Source organism: Mycobacterium sp. SMC-11 (assembly GCF_046250095.1).
Lineage (GTDB): Bacteria > Actinomycetota > Actinomycetes > Mycobacteriales > Mycobacteriaceae > Mycobacterium > Mycobacterium heraklionense_A.
This window is the reverse complement of record NZ_CP176430.1, coordinates 378,843-393,572: the sequence shown is the minus strand read 5'-3', so window position 1 is coordinate 393,572 and position 14,730 is coordinate 378,843. Positions and strand designations below refer to the sequence as shown.

Sequence of the window (14,730 nt, the reverse complement as noted above, 5' to 3'; positions counted from 1 at the left end):
CCCTCGCCGAGTGGGAATTCCACGACGCCTCAGCGGCGTGTCGCGTCGTGAGATTCCCACTCGCGGTGGGCGCTATCCCGCGGCTAGGGTCGGATCCATGAGTGTCCTGACATCGCCGAAGACCTACACGGGGCTGGCGGCCTTCCAAGTCGCCGACGCGGTGGCCTGCGCCATTCCGGTGCCCTACATCGCCACGGCGCTTGACCAGCTGGGCTGCTCACCCGAGGTCCGCAAGGTCCTGCCGATCGTCAAAGCCGCTTCGGCGGTCGGCCTGCTGTCGGTGCACCGGTTTCCGGGATTGGCACGGCTGACCACGGCGGCGTTGACGTTGTACTTCGTCCTGGCGGTCGGCGCGCACATCCGGGTGCGCGACGCCGTCGTCAACACCGTGCCGGCCGCAACATTGCTGACCCTGTTCGCGGCGATGACCATCAAGGGCCCAAGCTCCGGCTAGGGCTGCCCCGGCAGCAGCCGCACCATCAACCCCTGCGCCTCGGCCAGCACGGTGCCGTCGGTGTCGGTGAGTTCGGCGCCGATGAACGCCTTACGCCCCTCGGCCCGCTCGATCCGGGCATGCACCAGCAGCGGGGTGTCGATCGGAGTGACCTTGCGGTAGTCGACGTGCAGGAACGCCGTGCGGCTGATCGGGCGATTGGCGGCGTGCACCACCATCCCGAACATCCAGTCGAACAGCAGCGGCAGTACGCCGCCGTGCACCGCGGAGTTGCCGCCCACATGGAATCGGCTGAACGACCCCGTCATCGAGACGCCGTCGGGCTCGAACCGGCTGATCCGCCACGGCGGTAGCAGCAGGCTGCCCATGCCCGGCATCGACGGCGCCCGCCCGGCCGGGGCGACAGCCTGCGACGCCGGGAACTTCTCCAGCAACCCCACCAACGCTTCGACGCGATCGGCGGCGTCGTCCCAGGTGGCGTCGTCGGGGTCGGTCGACACCGCCAGGTCCTGCAGCCGCCGCATGGTGGTGACGAACCGCTCGAAGCCCGGGCTCGGGTCGACGACCGCGTAGTCCGGGAAGCCACCGTGGCTGGCGTAGTCGGGGTCGACTGCGGTGTCGTCAGCGCCCTGCGCGGACTGCTCCTCGCTCACGCGCCGCCCCTCACCACATCGCGTCGCACGATGGTCTGCTCCCGCCCGGGACCGACCCCGATGCACGAGACCTGCGCGCCGGCGATCTCCTCGAGCCGCGACACGTAGTCGCGCGCGTTGGCCGGCAGCTCCTCGAAGGCGCGGGCACCGGAGATGTCCTCCCACCAGCCCGGCAGTTCCTCGTAGACCGGCTCGGCACGAGCGAACTCTTCCTGGGTCATCGGCAGCTCGTCGGTGCGTTTGCCGTCGACGGTGTAGCCGACGCAGACCGGCACGGTCTCCAGGCTGGAGAGCACGTCGAGCTTGGTCAGGAAGTAGTCGGTGATGCCGTTGACCCGGGTGGCGTAGCGCGCGATCACCGCGTCGAACCAGCCGCAGCGCCGCTGGCGCCCGGTGGTCACCCCGACCTCACCGCCGGTCTTGGAGAGGTATTCGCCGTAGGCGTCGAACAGCTCGGTGGGGAACGGTCCCGAACCGACCCGGGTGGTGTAGGCCTTGAGGATGCCCAGCACCGTGGTGATGCGGGTCGGACCGACACCGGAGCCCACCGCGGCGCCGCCCGCCGTGGGGTTGCTCGACGTCACGTAGGGGTAGGTGCCGTGGTCGACGTCGAGCAGGGTGCCCTGCGAGCCTTCCAGCAGCACGTTCTCACCGCGGTCCAGCGCGGCACCCAGCAGCAGACTGGTGTCGGCGATGCGGTGCTTGAAGCCCTCGGCCTGCTCCAGCAGATCTTCGAGAACCTGCTGGGGCTCCAGTGCCTTGCGGTTATAGATCTTGACCAGCACCTGGTTCTTGAAGTCCAGGGCGGCCTCGATCTTCTGGGCCAGCGTTTCGTGGTCGAGCACGTCGGCGACCCGGATCCCGATCCGGGCGATCTTGTCCTGGTAGCAGGGCCCGATGCCGCGGCCGGTGGTGCCGATCTTCTTGCTGCCCATGTAGCGCTCGGTCACCTTGTCGATGGCCACGTGATAGGGCATCAGCAGGTGCGCATCGGCGGAGATCAGCAGCCGCGAGGTGTCCACGTCGCGGCGTTCTAGGCCGGCCAGCTCCTCGAGCAACACCCCCGGATCGACCACCACACCGTTGCCGATGACGTTGGTGACGTGCGGCGACAGGACCCCGGACGGGATCAGGTGCAGTGCGAAGTTCTCCCCGGTGGGTAGGACGACCGTGTGGCCGGCGTTGTTGCCACCCTGGTAGCGCACCACCCACTGCACTCGTTCACCGAGTAGGTCGGTCGCTTTACCTTTGCCCTCGTCGCCCCACTGGGCGCCGATGACGACGATTGCCGGCATGGAATTCTCGCTAACTGTCTTGGCTTACTGTGGTCCAGCCGGTGACTGAGCCTATCTGAAGAGATTCACAAGGAGCGTGTTGAACGCCACTAACGGCACGGAGAGCCTGAAGATGCCTCCCGAAACTGTCGTCCTGCTGTTTGCCGGACGGCCGCTGCCGCGCCCCTTGCACGGGCTGCCAACGGTGCAGGTCGGCGCCGATACGAGCACCGATGACTTGAACGCTTTGGACGCCGCGATCGCCCGCTACCGCCGCTTGGTGGTCGTCGGCGCCGACGCGGACCTGGCGCGAATACTGACCCGGCTGCTCCGCACCGATCGCCTCGATGTCGAGGTCGGGTACGTGCCGCGACGGCGCACACCGGCCACCGCGGCCTACCGGCTGCCGTCCGGGTGGCGGGCCGCGCGGCGGTCCCGGCGGGGCGCCGCTCGGCCGGTGCCGCTGGTCCGCGACGATGCCGGCACTGCCCTGGTGGGTGTCGGCCGGTGGCTGCCGGTGGACGGCGCCGCGGTGCTGCACGGTGAGGGGATCGTCGACGACGCCGCCCTCTTCGACGGGGATGTGGCCGAGGTGTTGATCGAGCCGATGGGCACCGCACCGGGCGTGCGTGCCGGTGTCCCGGTCCGGCGCGGCCGGGTACGACGCTGGGTGACGGGCCGCGCGGCCCAGTTGGGCACCACCGGCGCGCTGGTGGTGCGCGACGGCATCTACAGCAGCCGAACGGTCAAGCGGTCCACCTTTTATCGGCACGTCGAGGACTGGTGGCTGGTCGGATAGCTTCTACTGCGTGAACGTGCATCCGCTGCGCGGGCAGGCGGTACGGCCCAGCCCGGTCTTCCTGGCACTGCTGGCCGTGACGGCCCTCGGCGGTGCACTGGCGTGGCAGGCCGGTGAAGAGATCCGGCCGCTGGCCTACGCCGGGGTGTTCGTGTTCGTCATCGCCGGCTGGCTGGTCTCGCTGTGTCTGCACGAGTTCGGTCACGCCTACACCGCGTGGCGGTTCGGTGATCACGGCGCCCAGATGCGCGGTTATCTGACCCTCAACCCGCTGCGCTACACCCATCCGGGGCTGTCCCTGGTGCTGCCGATGCTGTTCATCGTCCTGGGCGGCATCGGGCTGCCGGGCGGGGCGGTCTATGTGCAGACGTCGTTCATGACGCCGCGGCGCCGCACCCTGGTCAGCCTGGCGGGCCCGGCCGCCAACCTGGTGCTGGCCGTGCTGCTGCTGGGCGCCACCCGCGCCCTCTACGACCCCGCCCACCCGGTGTTCTGGTCCGGGGTGGCGTTTCTGGGCTTCCTGGAGTTGACCGCAGTGGTGCTGAACCTGCTTCCGGTGCCGGGCCTGGACGGCTATGGCGCGCTGGAGCCCCACCTGAGTCCGGCCACCCAACGCGCCGTGGCGCCGTTCCGGCAGTGGGGCCTGCTGGTGCTGCTGATGTTGCTGCTGGCGTCGCCGATGCTGAACCAGAAGTTCTTCGGAATGGTGTTGTGGTTCTTCGACCTGTTCGATGTGCCGCGCCTGCTGGTGTCGTGGGGTTTGAGCCTGACGCAGTTCTGGAACTCCTGGTTCTGAGTTCCTCGTCGCCGAGCGTGAACCCGACTTCGCGCCCGACAGCGGACCGGTCCGCCTATATTCACCTCCCATGGGCGCCGGTCACGATCACCGTCATACCGACTCCCGACTGTCTCGAATGGTCGTCGGCGCCGCCATCCTGAGCGCGTTCTTCGTCATCGAACTGACCACGGCGATCACCATCAACTCGATGGCGCTGCTGGCCGACGCAGGCCATCTGCTGACCGACCTGGCCGCCTTGTTCATGGGGGTGGCGGCGGTGATGTTGGCCCGGCGCGGCAGCACGTCACCGTCGCGCACCTACGGCTGGCACCGCGCCGAGGTGTTCACCGCGGTCGCCAATGCGGTGCTGCTGATCGGGGTGGCGACGTTCATCCTCACCGAGGCGGTCCGCCGCATCGGCACCGCGCCGGACGTGCCCGGGGTGCCGATGATCGTGGTCGCCCTGGCCGGACTGACCGTCAACATCGGCGTCGCCCTCCTGCTGCGATCGCACTCGACCGAGAGTCTCGCGGTGCGCGGTGCCTACATGGAGGTGGTCGCCGACACCGTCGGCAGCGTGGGCGTGCTGATCGCCGGCGTGGTCACCATCACCACCGGATGGCCCTACGCCGACGTGGTGGTCGCGGTCTTCGTCGCGCTGTGGGTGCTTCCGCGGGCGTTCGCGCTGGCCGGCGCGGCCCTGCGGATCCTGTCGGAGGCATCTCCCAGCCACATCGACGTCGCCGAGCTGCGCGCGGCGCTCGCGGCCGTCGACGGCGTCACCGACGTGCACGACCTGCACGTCTGGACGTTGGTTCCGGGCCAGGACATGGCCACCGCCCACCTGGGCACCAGCGCCGACGCCGGCCGCGTATTGGCCGACGCTCGGGCCGTGCTGGCCGCTCGCGGGCTGACCCACGCCACCGTGCAGGTGGAACCTGCCGGACAGGGTGGTCGTTGCCCACTCGGATGCTGATGCCCTAGGGCGCGCCGTGGGTCAGCTCAGCCCCAGCGCAGCGCGGGCACCGGAGTCGCAGTCGTCGAGCAGAGCCAGGCAGCGCGCCTGCTCGTCGGTCTCCCCGATGCTGGTGGCGGCACGCGCCAGCGCGGCCACACACCGCAGGAAGCCACGGTTGGGCTCATGCGCGTACGGCACCGGGCCGTAGCCCTTCCACCCGTTGCGGCGCAGCTGGTCCAGGCCCCGGTGGTAACCGGTGCGCGCGTAGGCGTATGCGGTGACCGCCTTGTCCTCGACCAAGGCCGCTTCGGCCAGCACCGCCCACGCCACCGAGGCCGCCGGATGCGCGGCCGCGACAATCTCGGGGTCCTGGTTGGCCCGCAGGGCGGCCTCGGCGGCGGGGTCGCCGGGCAACAAGGTCGGATCGGGCCTGAGGAGATCACCGGTGTGAGTCACATCGTCCATTCTGCCGTGCCGTCCGTGGCCAGCCACTCCGACAATCCGCAGCCTCGCTCAGTAAACTAGCGCCAGCCGATCCGAATCAGCCGGCGCGGACATTGGAGGATCAGCCACACATGCCGAACCCACCGGAACCGGACAACACCGAGCCGACCGACGACGGAGCCAACACTCCCAGCGAGCAGCCCGACGGCGACGATCAGGTCACCCAAATCCAGCCTGTCGCATCGGCGGACGACGAGACCGCGACGGCCGTCCTGGCGGAGACACCGGCCGAAGCCGACGCCGTCACCGAGGTGATCACCACCGAGGCCGCCCCCAAGGAACCCGGACCCGACGGATCCCCGGAACGCCGCTTCACCGCACCCGGATTCGACGCCGGGCACACCGAGGTCATCCCATCGGTGGGCGATGCGGACACCGAACTGATCGCTCAGCAGAGCGATGAGACGGGAAAGGCGATACCGCAACAGATCCCGGCTCGAGTCGGCGGCAAGCTGCCGTCCACCGTGTCCCGCAGCTGGGGCTGGGTGATGGCGGTGATCCTGATCATCCTGGCGCTCGCGGCCATCGCGGTGCTGGGCACGCTGTGGCTGACCCGCGACACTCGGCAGGCCGCCTCGCAGGAAGAGCATGTGCGGGCCACCATCCAAAACTTCGACATCGCCATGCAGAACGGTGATCTGGCGGCACTGCGCAGCCTCACTTGCGGCGACATTCGCGACCGCTACGTCAACTACGACCAGAAGGCCTGGGACGACACCTACCAGCGCATTGCGGCGGCCAAGCAGTACCCGGTTGTCGCCAGCATTGACGAGGTGGTGGTCAACGAGGGGCAGGCCGAAGCCAACGTCACCGCGTTCATGGCCTACGAGCCGCGGGTTCGCTCAACCCGCAGCTTCGACCTGCAGTTCCGCGACGACCAGTGGAAGATCTGCCAGTCGCACGGCAGCTAGCGATCCTCGACGAAGGAGAGGCGAAGCTGGGCTGCCGAATCAGGCACGGCAGCCAACCGCGCTTCGTTGACTCTGCGCCTACGGCGAGGGTTACTCGAACTTCCCCGCCGTGGACGCAGAGTCAACGACTCAGGCCAGGCTCTTGCCGGCGCTGTGCAGGTCGTTGCAGGCCTCGATGACCCGCTCGGTCATGGCGGCCTCGGCCTTCTTGAGGTAGCTGCGCGGGTCGTAGACCTTCTTGTTGCCCACCTCGCCGTCGACCTTGAGCACGCCGTCGTAGTTGGTGAACATGTGCGCGGCGATCGGGCGGGTGAACGCGTACTGGGTGTCGGTGTCGACGTTCATCTTCACCACTCCGTAGCGCAGCGCCTCCTCGATCTCGGACTTCAGCGAGCCCGAGCCGCCGTGGAAGACGAAGTCGAACGGCTTGGAGCCGTCAGCCAGGCCCAGCTTGGCCGACGCCACCTTCTGGCCCTCGGCCAGGATGTCCGGGCGCAGCTTGACGTTGCCCGGCTTGTAGACGCCGTGCACGTTGCCGAAGGTGGCGGCCAGCAGGTACTGGCCCTTCTCGCCGGCGCCCAGGGCGGCGACGGTCTTCTCGAAGTCTTCGGGCGAGGTGTAGAGCTTCTCGTTGATCTCGGCTTCCACACCGTCCTCTTCACCGCCGACCACGCCGATCTCGACCTCGAGGATGATCTTGGCGGCCACGGCCTGGGCCAGCAACTCCTGGGCGATCTCCAGGTTCTCGTCGATCGGCACCGCCGAGCCGTCCCACATGTGCGACTGGAACAGCGGGTTCTCGCCGGCCTTGACCCGCTCCGCCGAGATCGCCAGCAGCGGCCGCACGAACCCGTCCAGCTTGTCCTTCGGGCAGTGGTCGGTGTGCAGGGCCACGTTGATCGGGTACTTGGCGGCGATCACGTGGGTGAACTCGGCCAGCGCCACCGCGCCGGTCACCATGTCCTTGACGCCCAGTCCGGAGCCGAATTCGGCGCCGCCGGTGGAAAACTGGATGATGCCGTCACTGCCCGCGTCCGCGAAACCCTTGATCGCCGCGTTGATGGTCTCCGACGACGTGCAGTTGATCGCGGGGAACGCGTACGCGTTCTCCTTGGCGCGGCCCAGCATCTCGGCATAGATCTCGGGGGTGGCGATGGGCATGGGAAATCTCTCCTCTGAGCTGACCGAAACTGCCCTCGAGTATCGCAGGGGCGGTTTCACCGGTGGCCCCCGGTATGTTGGTGCGTCATGAGCACCACCGCGGTCGCGATGCCGGGCCTGCTGGACCCGATGTACTGGCTCGGTGCCGGGGGCATCTTCCACGGCGCCGTACTGCCGGCCATCCTGGTGGTGGTCTTCATCGAGACCGGACTGCTGTTCCCCCTGCTGCCCGGTGAATCACTGCTGTTCACCGGCGGTCTGCTGGCCGCCAAGGGGCTGGCTCCCGACATCTGGATATTGGCGCCCGCGGTCGCTGTCGTGGCGGTGCTGGGCGATCAGTGCGGCTACTTCATCGGCCGACGGATCGGGCCGGCACTGTTCAAGAAGGAAGATTCCCGCTTCTTCAAGAAGCACTACGTCACCGAGTCGCACGCGTTCTTCGAGAAGTACGGGCCGTGGGCGATCATCCTGGCCCGCTTCGCGCCGTTCGTCCGGACGTTCGTGCCGGTGGTGGCGGGGGTGTCCTACATGCGCTACCCGGTGTACCTGGCGTTCGACATCGTCGGCGGCATCCTGTGGGGTGCCGGGGTGACGACGCTGGGTTACTTCCTGGGCAACGTGCCGTTCGTCCACGAGAACCTGGAAAAGATCATCCTGGTGATCCTGTTCGTGTCGATGATCCCGGCGTTCATCGCCACGGCGAAGGCTTACCGCAGCCGCCGCGGCGGCGCAGCACCCGCCAACGCCACCGCTGACGCTGCGCTCACGGCGCAGAATCCCGAGTAGACCGGCGCCCTCAGCGCAGGGTCACCGGGCCGGCACCGCGGCCGCGACACAGTGCGCGGCCTCCATCAGCATCCAGCCACCCAACTGCACCGACAGGTCCCGTTCGGGGATCTCGGACTCACGCACCGCACCGGCGATGGAAGTGGCCACCGCGCCGTCGGCTCGGGGCACCTCGGCGGCCTGGTCCCAGAACGCCCCGAACAACGGCAGCCCGTCGACCGTTTGCCGGTAATCCCAAGCGGATTTCGCCGACGACAGCACCAGCTTGCCGGCGGTGTCGCGTGCCTCGGCGTCGGCATCAGACTCCCCCGGCAACGCGGTGGCGACCAGCGCCAGGTAGCGGGCGGTGATTCCGGCGAACAGCCCGCCGTCGCCGCCGCCGGCGCCCTTGATGACCCCGCCCGGGGCCATCCGCTTGCTCACCGCGGCCACCAGTCGGTGCACCCGAGCGGCGTGACGGGGTTCCCCGGTGCGCGCCGCCAACTCGGTCTCCAGCCCAAGCACCACGCCCTGGCAGTAGGTGTACTCGGCGCGCACCAGCGAGCCCCCCCTGATGCCGTCGAACACCAGGTCGGTGTCCGGGTCGATCAGGGTGGCGTCGATCCAGTCGCCCATTTGCTGGGCACGCTGAAGCCACCCGGGTTCACGGGCCAGAAAGATGCCGGCCGGACCGTTGGCGGGGGCATTAAAAAAGGGCAGAAGGTCCTCTTCGTCCTTGCGCCAGGGAATGCCGCCGCCGGCCTCCGGCATCCACGAGTCGGTCAGCTGCCGGGTCAGGGTGCCCAGCGCGCGGTGCCGGTCGAGGCCGGTGACCAGGCAGGCCCGCTGAATCGCCAATGCCAGCCATGCCATGTCGTCGTAGTAGGCGTTGGTCCAGCGGCCCACGTTGCGCAGCCGGTGGGTGCGGATCTGTCGCTTGATTCCGGTCACCCGTTGGGGTTGCGGGTCGCGCAACTGGGCGTCGACCAGGCAGTCCAGCAGGTGCGCCTGCCACCAGTAGTGCCAGTGCGGGGCGCGCCGGATCGGTGGCCAGGCCACCACCCCCAGCTGGGTGCCCGGCAGGTGCCAGAGCGACTTGAGGTGTCTCGCTGTGACGGCAGCTTCGGCGCTCTCGGCCCGGTTTGCCCAGAGGAGATCCATAGCCGTTGATCCTGCCCTACCAGGCCTGGTCCAGGTGGCCATGACGGCTGATCCAGGCGTGCATCACGATCCCGGCAGCCACCCCGACGTTGATGCTGCGGGTCGAACCGAACTGGGCGATGGACACCGTCAGATCCGCGCCGGCACGGGCTTCGTCGCTGATGCCAAGGCCTTCACTGCCGAACACCAGCAGGCAGTCGACCGGCAACGCGGTCTGCTCCAGGCGCACCGCCCCGGCCACGTTGTCCACCGCGACGACCGTGAGCCCCTGCTGCGCGGCGAAATCCAGGAGTTCCGAGGCGGTTTCGTGATGCAGCAGTCGCTGGTAACGATCGGTGACCATGGCGCCGCGCCGATTCCATCGCCGCCGGCCGACAATGTGCACCGTGTGCACGGCGAACGCGTTGGCGGTGCGCACCACCGAGCCGATGTTGGCGTCGTGGCCGAAGTTCTCGATCGCGATGTGCAGCCGGTGCCGCCGCCGGTCGATGTCGGCGACGATCGCCTCGCGGGTCCAGTAGCGGTAGGCGTCGACGACGTTGCGACTGTCGCCCTCGCGCAGCAGCTCCGGGTCGTAGTGGGAGTCGCTGGGCAGTGGCCCCTGCCAGGGGCCGACACCGTTGGCCGGCGAGAACCACTCGGTGGGGCCCGGCGGTTCAGCGAGGCTCGACGAAGGAGAGGCGAAGCTGGGACCGCCGCATGAATCCGGCGGTTCAGCGAGGCTCGACGGAGGAGAGGGCAGGCTGGGACCGCCGCATGAATCGGGATGGTGCGACGAGTCGGTCACGACGTGGTCCACACGGCGGCGTGCGTGCCCACTACCGACACCGAGGGATACAGCAGCGCGGCGTTGATCTCCCCGTGCGTGCACAGTGAGGTCGGCACGTGCACCGAGTTGAGTGACGCCTCCGGCAGGATCAACACCGACGATCCGGCCGCGACGCAGTCCGCGCCCAACCCTGGTATCGGCGTCGACGGTCCGGCGATCAACATCAGCGGTCCGCCACGGTCTTTCGCGTCGTCGCGGTACTGCGTGGCGACCGCGTCGACCGACAGGTTGAGCACCATGTAGCCGGCGCCGGTGAACGCCTTCGGGTCGCCGAGGGCCGTCGGCGCCAGCGGCACGCCGTCGGCCCGATAGGCCGCCACGCCTTGGGTGGTGAGCTGCAGACCGGTGTCGCCCGGATTGACCGGCGCCAGCCCCACCGGGAACGCCGCGGCGTAGGCCACCGTGGTGTCTTTGATCCGGTCGGCAGGCGAGTAAACATACAGCCCGCGCAGCGCGCTGCGCTCCTTGAGCGGACCCAGGCAGACGGTCCCGTTCAACCGGTCGGACTCCTTGGCCGACAACGGCGTGGGCACCAATTCCCCCAGCATCTTGCAGCTGCCCAGTCCGGTGGTCTCGATCGGGTGCGCCGGGGTGCCGTACACGCCAAACCGCAGATCACCGGCGGCGGCGTGCGGAGCACCGGCGTCGGCGACCTGAGCCTTGACGTCGACCAGTGCGTAATCGACTTCCCACCGCAGGTTGGACAGGGTCATCTCCCAGCCCAAGATGGTGAGCGCCGAATCAATCGGGGCGCTCTGGGCACCGTAGGGTCCGGCCGCGCCGGAACCCGAGCAGGCCGCGGCGCAGGCGACGGCCAACGCTGATATCAGCGCGATCAGACTCCGCACAACCGTCCTCGGGAGTTCAGTCCAGGCCCAGCTCGGCCAGGCCGAGCACACTGCGATACGGCACGCCCTCGGCCTCGATGGCCTCGGCCGCGCCGGTGGCACGGTCGACTACGGTGACGACTCCGACCACCTTGCCGCCGGCCTCCCGCACGGCGCGCACCGCGGTCAGCGCCGACCCGCCGGTGGTGCTGGTGTCCTCCACCACCAGAACCGGTTGGTCGGCGACGTCGAATCCTTCAATAAGACGTTGCATGCCATGGGCTTTCACCGATTTGCGCACCACGAACGCGTCGATCGGGCGTCCCGGAGCGTGCATGACGGCGGTCGCCACCGGGTCTGCGCCCAGCGTCAGGCCGCCTACGGCCGCGTAGTCCCAGTCGTCGGTGAGTTGGCGGACCAGCCGCCCGATCAGCGCACCGGCGCGGTGGTGCAATGTGGAACGGCGAAGGTCGACGTAGTAGTCGGCTTCGGCCCCGGAAGACAGCGTCACGCGGCCGTGCACCACCGACAGCTCGCGCACCAGCGCGGCGAGCTCATCGCGTTCGTCGTTGTTAAGTGCGGCCACGGCCCCTCCCGAATGTGTTGGTCAGCGTGCGCGACAGCCCGCGCGGAATCAGTCGACTCACGGTGGTCAATGCCTTGTACTGCAGGCCCGGAACGCTGACCACCTCGCCGCGGGCGATGTCGGCCAGGCTGGCCGCGACCACGTCGTCGACCTCCATCCACATGAAGGACGGCAAGGTGGCCATATCGATTCCGGCGCGCTCGTGAAACTCGGTGTGGACGTATCCCGGGCAGACGACGTGGATGCCGACGCCGGTGCCGTGCAGGCCGCCGGCCAGTCCTTCGGTGAACGACACCACCCAGGCCTTGGACGCCGAGTAGGTCGAACCGCGTCCGGATAGCAGCCCGGCGACGCTGGCGATGTTGATCACGGTGCCGGCACCCGCCTCGACCATCGCGGGCAGCGCGGCGCGGGTCAGCTGCATCACCGCGGTGACGTTGACGTCCAGTTGCGACTGCAGCAGGGCGGGGTCGGCAGTCCAGAACTCCCCGGACGTGCCGAACCCGGCATTGTTGACCAACACCCGCACCCCGGCGCGCAGCCGCTCGGCGACTTTGGCGCGGCCGGCGGCGTCGGCCAGGTCGGCGGGCAGCACCTCGACGGCTCCGCCGTGGCTGCCCCGCAGTTCGATTGCCAGCGCCTCCAGGCGTTCGACGTCTCGGGAGACCAGGACCAGGTCATAGCCGTCGGCGGCGTAGCGGCGGGCATAGCCGGCACCCAACCCCGAGGTGGGCCCGGTGACCACGGCAACGGGGCGAGACATGCCCGTCAGCGTAACGAAGCCGCTGGTGCCAACCGTCGTCGGATGTCAGCGCTGATAGTGCGCGGTCTGCCGACCGTTGCGACCGCCGGGCGCGTGCAGCACGTCGGAGGAACTCTCCCGGCTGCTGCGGCGGCGCTGCTGCGGTTCGGCGGCCGCGGAGGCGTTGCCCGGCGCCGGCGCAGCTGCTCGCGTCGCCGACGGGAGCTGCTCGGCCTCGCTCTCGTCCGCGGCCTCAGCTGCGCCCGACGAACCCAGCGGACGGCTGGGTTGGCCGTTGCGGCGCCCCGTTGCGGCGGCCGCGGCTTCGGCGGGCTGGCGCCGGGGGCTCGGCGGCAGCACCCGGAGCAGGTCGTTGAATTGGCGAACGCTGCGCAGGCCCTCGTCCCACTGGGCGCGGGTGCTGGTGATGGGCATGCTCACCAGGGTCCAGTTCGCCTCGTTCCACATGATCTCGGCGCAGTCCGGGGCGGTGTGGGCGAACGTGACCATCCGCCGGTCGCAGGCCCGCCGCGCCGCATCCAGGTTGGTGGAGTACACCATCCGCGGGCCGATCGCACCGAGCAGCCAGATGTCGTTCTCCCGCGGCTCCTTGAGCCCCTTGAGCCGCACATCGACGACGACGTTGGTGCTGACTTTGCGGTGCAGGGCGATCACCGTCGCCACTTCGTCCAAGTCAAAGATGTAGACGGCCTCGCCGCGGATCTGGCCGAGTACGACGTTGCGCACCGGCGCCTCGCCGACCGTCGACATCACGCCGCGCTTCCAGCGGTGCAGGATCTCGGCGGATTCCGGCTCGAAGTCGAAGCCGTGCGAACGTGCCCAGGACTTACGGCGCCGGCTGCGACCGCGCCGCTGGTCGATGTCCACGTACAGCAATACCGCCGCGCCGACAAAGCAGAGCGCGGACAGCGTGAACCAGAGCGGGACCATTGCGCCTAGCGTATCTGTTCTCGGCCGTGATCGACGAATGTCCTCAGGTCACAACCCTGTATCACCGCGAAGCTAGGGCGTCACGACGTTGTTTGGAACGATGTGCATGGACCCGTCGCCGCTCGTCGAGACGTACACCTCGTTCTGCTGGAACAGCCAATTGCCGGTGTTCATCGAGGCGCCCGACACGATCGCCGGACGGTTGGAAGAGTCCGAGTTGACCGTGTAGTCGTACAGCAGCGTACCGCCCTTGGTGGGGTCGCCCGAGTACACGCTGACCTGCTGGCCGGCGGCCAGAACGTCCCCGGCGCTTCCGTTGGTCAGGCTTGCCGGGATCGTCCCGTTCACCCCACCGGAATCCATGATTGAACCGACCGGGCCGGCGGTCTTGCCGCCGTCGAACGACACGTACAGCGTCGAGTTCGGCGAGCCGTCGACCGTGACTCCGCCGGTCAGCGGATCGGCGCCGAATGTCAGGGCGCCGTCCTTCTGGTCGATCAGGACGCCGTCGCCGAGCGCACCGGGCAGCGCCGTGGTCGGGATGCTGTCGGGCGTCGGTCCGACTGCGTTCGCCCCGATGCCTAAGACACCGTCGGCGTTATCGCCGAGGTAAGAGCTGATGTTCCAGCCGGTGAACAGTGCCGAAAGGCTGACCGGGAAAGAGAACAACACGGCATCGACATCGGTCGTGCCGGTGGTGACCGTGGCGCCGGCGGCGTCGGTGAACGTGACCGTGGTGGGCAGTTCGGCGTAGACGTAGTCCACCGCATTGCCGAACTGACCGATGTTGATGCTGGTGGGCAGGCCGGTGATCCCGAACGGGTTGATGTCCCAGATCGGCATGACCAGACCCGCCGAGCCAGTGTCGACCAGCACCGACGACTCCGGGCCGCCACCCACCGAGACGTTCACCACCGGTTCGGTGCCGCTGTTGACCTGCAGCGGAATGGTGAAGCTGTCCGGGGTGGTGACGTCTGAGCCGGAAGCGGCGGCACTGCCGGCCACGCTCGCGTCGGCGGCCCCACCGAAGATCCACTGGTCGAGATCGTTGATCGGGGTGTTGACGAGATTCTGATACCAACCGTCGAACATGGTGTCCAGCGAGGCCAGAGCCAAGCCCGGGTCGGTGTCGGCAGCGACGCCGGGATCGAACGCGCTGAGGGCGTCGATGACGGGCTGGAACAGATCATCGATGTCGGCGTGGGCCGTCGGCGTGGGTGTGCCCAGCGCGACAAACGCCCCGACCGCCGCGGTCGCGCCGATCATGCGTCGACGAGCTGCCATCTGCGAAACCTCCCCGCATGAGGTCACGGACATCCGCTGAGCCGTAACCAACCGCGGTCAGCTAACCCACTCAGGGGCGCAGACCACCAGGGG

Annotated in this window: 17 protein-coding genes; 6 read left to right on the top strand and 11 right to left on the bottom strand. The window is 68.6% G+C overall.

The window, feature by feature from the left end; all coding sequences use genetic code 11:
- The first annotated feature begins 97 nt into the window (after positions 1–97).
- A complete protein-coding gene (locus ACKY0X_RS01870; protein ID WP_065041972.1) occupies positions 98–454 on the top strand; it encodes a DoxX family protein in 357 nt (118 codons plus the stop codon).
- Here the strand turns inward: ACKY0X_RS01870 and ACKY0X_RS01865 are convergent.
- Positions 451–1,107 carry a PaaI family thioesterase gene (locus ACKY0X_RS01865; RefSeq protein ID WP_409428083.1) on the bottom strand — a complete coding sequence of 219 codons (657 nt, stop codon included), beginning with the start codon at positions 1,105–1,107 and terminating at the stop codon, positions 451–453. The two genes, ACKY0X_RS01870 and ACKY0X_RS01865, sit on opposite strands and share 4 nt — an antisense overlap.
- Complete coding sequence (locus ACKY0X_RS01860; protein WP_409428082.1) at positions 1,104–2,402, bottom strand: adenylosuccinate synthase; 1,299 nt, start codon at positions 2,400–2,402, stop codon at positions 1,104–1,106. The genes ACKY0X_RS01865 and ACKY0X_RS01860 overlap by 4 nt, the downstream gene beginning before the upstream one ends.
- Before the next feature lie 112 nt (positions 2,403–2,514).
- Here ACKY0X_RS01860 and ACKY0X_RS01855 point away from each other — a divergent pair, with 112 nt between their 5' ends.
- The 3 genes from ACKY0X_RS01855 to ACKY0X_RS01845 all read left to right on the top strand — a co-directional run bounded on the left by ACKY0X_RS01855 (position 2,515) and on the right by ACKY0X_RS01845 (position 4,934).
- Entirely contained in the window at positions 2,515–3,180 is a 666-nt protein-coding gene (locus ACKY0X_RS01855) for a peptidase M50 (RefSeq protein ID WP_409428081.1), read from the top strand.
- 10 nt (positions 3,181–3,190) lie between these two features.
- Positions 3,191–3,976, top strand: coding sequence for a site-2 protease family protein (locus ACKY0X_RS01850; protein ID WP_409428080.1), 786 nt, complete (start codon positions 3,191–3,193; stop codon positions 3,974–3,976).
- 70 nt (positions 3,977–4,046) lie between these two features.
- Positions 4,047–4,934: a cation diffusion facilitator family transporter gene (locus tag ACKY0X_RS01845; protein ID WP_064888428.1), complete on the top strand. Its 888-nt coding sequence runs from the start codon at positions 4,047–4,049 to the stop codon at positions 4,932–4,934.
- A 21-nt stretch (positions 4,935–4,955) separates the two neighbouring features.
- On the opposite strand, the gene ACKY0X_RS01840 is transcribed toward ACKY0X_RS01845, so the two are convergent.
- Positions 4,956–5,372 (bottom strand): DUF3151 domain-containing protein, encoded by a 417-nt coding sequence (locus ACKY0X_RS01840; RefSeq protein ID WP_409428079.1) that lies wholly within the window; start codon positions 5,370–5,372, stop codon positions 4,956–4,958.
- Between the two features lie 119 nt (positions 5,373–5,491).
- Between ACKY0X_RS01840 and ACKY0X_RS01835 the strand changes: the two genes are divergently transcribed.
- Entirely contained in the window at positions 5,492–6,331 is an 840-nt protein-coding gene (locus tag ACKY0X_RS01835) for a hypothetical protein (RefSeq protein WP_409428078.1), read from the top strand.
- Positions 6,332–6,460: 129 nt separating this feature from the next.
- On the opposite strand, the gene fbaA is transcribed toward ACKY0X_RS01835, so the two are convergent.
- Positions 6,461–7,492 (bottom strand): class II fructose-bisphosphate aldolase, encoded by a 1,032-nt coding sequence (gene fbaA / locus ACKY0X_RS01830; RefSeq protein ID WP_409428077.1) that lies wholly within the window; start codon positions 7,490–7,492, stop codon positions 6,461–6,463.
- 87 nt (positions 7,493–7,579) lie between these two features.
- Here fbaA and ACKY0X_RS01825 point away from each other — a divergent pair, with 87 nt between their 5' ends.
- On the top strand, positions 7,580–8,278 hold the full coding sequence (locus ACKY0X_RS01825; protein ID WP_409428076.1) for a DedA family protein: 699 nt from the start codon (positions 7,580–7,582) through the stop codon (positions 8,276–8,278).
- Between the two features lie 21 nt (positions 8,279–8,299).
- Here the strand turns inward: ACKY0X_RS01825 and ACKY0X_RS01820 are convergent, their stop codons facing one another.
- The 7 genes from ACKY0X_RS01820 to ACKY0X_RS01790 form a co-directional block, all read right to left on the bottom strand.
- On the bottom strand, positions 8,300–9,418 hold the full coding sequence (locus ACKY0X_RS01820) for a glycoside hydrolase family 76 protein (protein WP_409428075.1): 1,119 nt from the start codon (positions 9,416–9,418) through the stop codon (positions 8,300–8,302).
- Between the two features lie 16 nt (positions 9,419–9,434).
- Positions 9,435–10,205: a TrmH family RNA methyltransferase gene (locus ACKY0X_RS01815; protein WP_409428074.1), complete on the bottom strand. Its 771-nt coding sequence runs from the start codon at positions 10,203–10,205 to the stop codon at positions 9,435–9,437.
- Complete coding sequence (locus tag ACKY0X_RS01810) at positions 10,202–11,095, bottom strand: hypothetical protein (protein ID WP_409428073.1); 894 nt, start codon at positions 11,093–11,095, stop codon at positions 10,202–10,204. Before ACKY0X_RS01810 ends, ACKY0X_RS01815 begins: the two co-directional genes overlap by 4 nt.
- A gap of 16 nt (positions 11,096–11,111) precedes the next feature.
- Entirely contained in the window at positions 11,112–11,660 is a 549-nt protein-coding gene (gene pyrE / locus ACKY0X_RS01805; RefSeq protein ID WP_409428072.1) for an orotate phosphoribosyltransferase, read from the bottom strand.
- Positions 11,647–12,423 (bottom strand): SDR family NAD(P)-dependent oxidoreductase, encoded by a 777-nt coding sequence (locus ACKY0X_RS01800; protein ID WP_409428071.1) that lies wholly within the window; start codon positions 12,421–12,423, stop codon positions 11,647–11,649. The genes pyrE and ACKY0X_RS01800 overlap by 14 nt, the downstream gene beginning before the upstream one ends.
- Positions 12,424–12,468: 45 nt before the next feature.
- Positions 12,469–13,353, bottom strand: coding sequence for a trehalose monomycolate transport factor TtfA (gene ttfA / locus ACKY0X_RS01795; RefSeq protein ID WP_409428070.1), 885 nt, complete (start codon positions 13,351–13,353; stop codon positions 12,469–12,471).
- Positions 13,354–13,425: 72 nt separating this feature from the next.
- On the bottom strand, positions 13,426–14,637 hold the full coding sequence (locus ACKY0X_RS01790) for a PecA family PE domain-processing aspartic protease (protein WP_409428069.1): 1,212 nt from the start codon (positions 14,635–14,637) through the stop codon (positions 13,426–13,428).
- Positions 14,638–14,730: the final 93 nt, after the last annotated feature.